This is a genomic window from Desulfamplus magnetovallimortis, assembly GCF_900170035.1.
GTDB lineage: Bacteria > Desulfobacterota > Desulfobacteria > Desulfobacterales > Desulfobacteraceae > Desulfamplus > Desulfamplus magnetovallimortis.
The window spans coordinates 38,424-40,398 of the sequence record NZ_LT828550.1; the positions used below are offsets into that span (position 1 = coordinate 38,424).

Sequence of the window (1,975 nt, forward strand, 5' to 3'; positions counted from 1 at the left end):
CGCCGTGAACGGGAGCGGCTCGTGTGAAGGTTATTGGCGGCGCCCCTGAGCTAATCGTTATGCTTTTAAAACCATATTAAATCTGGAGGATTTATGGCAAGATCGGCAAGAGATATGGCAGACCAACTTATTAAAATCTACTCCGAAACAAAAAAAAGATATCTTTTAACAAAGGATGAGTTCAAAAGTATAGCTGGCAAATTTAACTTAAAAGAAGCTTACCTTTGGGAAGTAGATTCTTTTTTGCGCGAAGACGGATATTTGCTGGTTGATTTGAGAAGTGAAGAAGATTCCATTGGTGTTATAAAAATTCGTAGAATCAAGAAACAATGGAAATCTTTATCTGAAGAAATTGTGGAAGAATACGAATTTGATGATTGGGATGAGGAAGATTAAATCTTTTTCAAGGTAAAGGTCTCTTTGTTTAATACACATTCAGGAATGTGTCTATCTGGACAAGTAGTGGAGGTTCAATGGATTCTAAAGAAGTAAAAAAAGTTGAGGATTCTGTTAAAGATACTGCAAAAAAATCGTTGATGCAGCAGAAAAACGTGGGCACAAAAATGCAACAATAGGCGGTGGTGCAGGTGGCCTTTTCGGAGGATTAATAGGCTCTTTTGTAGGCCCGTTAGGTACTGCCATTGGCGCAGCGCTTGGTGGAGCCGTCGGTCATCTTGTGGGAGACTCACAAGACGATGATAATAAAAAATCATAGTTCGTCGTGAAATAAAAAAGAGGTACTTGTGAAAAATAATGTTAAAAATACATTAAAGTTCGCTGAAAATATGCAAAGCCTTGTCAGTGGAATGTATAATATTTTTGAATCTACATTTGAAAAAGAATTTCCCCAAAAGACTAATGATGTAACTCATTATGTTGAGAGCAAATGCTGCTTCCAAGCTTCAGACCAATATGAGCGCCCTCATGAATTTTTACAGTCCTTACTTGATATCTTACGTGTAATATATGAACCTCAACCTATGGGGACTTTTTTCTTTAATTCAAATCCCAGTTTTTTATTAGAAGCGATACCAGCTGATCCTTTTCAGCTTGCTTATGGCTCTTTTATAAGCAAGCCTAATCAAAATTTTAAACAATTTTGGTCTAATGATATTTTTCAAAAGCTCCAAGAATATGGTTATAGTATGCTTTATACAACCACTCTTTTCGTTGTGGTTTCAACCGGAAATGAAAGATATGAATTGGAACTTATTAGTGAAGTATCTGAAATCTTGGATTCTGGATTTTCTCCTGAAGAGGCAATTGGCTTAATTGCATCAGAAATAGACTCAGAATACCCTATGCCTGAAAAGGAAGTTTATTCTGGCTATTGTTTAGTTCCTGAATTGAAAGACCAATTAAGGGTTTCTTTATGGATGTTTAATAAAGAACAAGCATAACATTTCGCTCAAGGGGACGCCGTGAACGGGAGCCGTTGACCGCGAAGGATGTTAGCGGCGCCCCTTAGCTCGGCGTTATATGAAGCCTTCGGCAGATGCAACGCGTACTATTTATTAGTATTTTTCATACTTCATCCTTTTTTGGGAGGCGCCTTGCCACATGGAACTCCTCTCAGAGAGAGCCTGCTGTGATGTTTCAAGCAGTATAGACCTGCCCCATCTGGATTCTGTTCTGCCACCTCGGTTGGAGCTTCCTCTTTCAGTACAAAAGACGCTGGAAGAGACTCTCAGCAGTCTGCCGGGTGAGCTGATATGTAAAGATTCTCCACCTGGTAATCAATATGGAGGGTGTGAGCTTGCGGACATCCTGAGGCTCTACTGGAGTGATTTCCAAAGGAACAACAGTGTTACCCCGAGGCAGCACAAGGTTGTTTATGATATTCTGCATTGCCGCACCGGAGATTTTGGATATAGCGTCAATATGTGTGATACATGCGGTCATACGGAGCTGTTTCCCAATTCATGCCGCAACAGCCATTGCCCGAAATGTCAGAGCCGCAAACGTCATGAGTGTG

4 protein-coding genes are annotated in these 1,975 nt (G+C 40.2%); all 4 read left to right on the forward strand.

The genetic code is table 11. The features are described from left to right. The first annotated feature begins 93 nt into the window (after window positions 1–93). Window positions 94–396 (forward strand): hypothetical protein, encoded by a 303-nt coding sequence (locus MTBBW1_RS17200; protein ID WP_080805268.1) that lies wholly within the window; start codon window positions 94–96, stop codon window positions 394–396. A gap of 211 nt (window positions 397–607) precedes the next feature. Next, entirely contained in the window at window positions 608–715 is a 108-nt protein-coding gene (locus MTBBW1_RS30420) for a glycine zipper domain-containing protein (RefSeq protein WP_425430021.1), read from the forward strand. A 28-nt stretch (window positions 716–743) separates the two neighbouring features. Next, complete coding sequence (locus tag MTBBW1_RS17210) at window positions 744–1,400, forward strand: hypothetical protein (RefSeq protein WP_080805270.1); 657 nt, start codon at window positions 744–746, stop codon at window positions 1,398–1,400. Window positions 1,401–1,560: 160 nt separating this feature from the next. Then, on the forward strand, window positions 1,561–1,975 hold a 415-nt coding region (locus MTBBW1_RS17215), incomplete at its 3' end, for a transposase zinc-binding domain-containing protein (protein WP_186441429.1).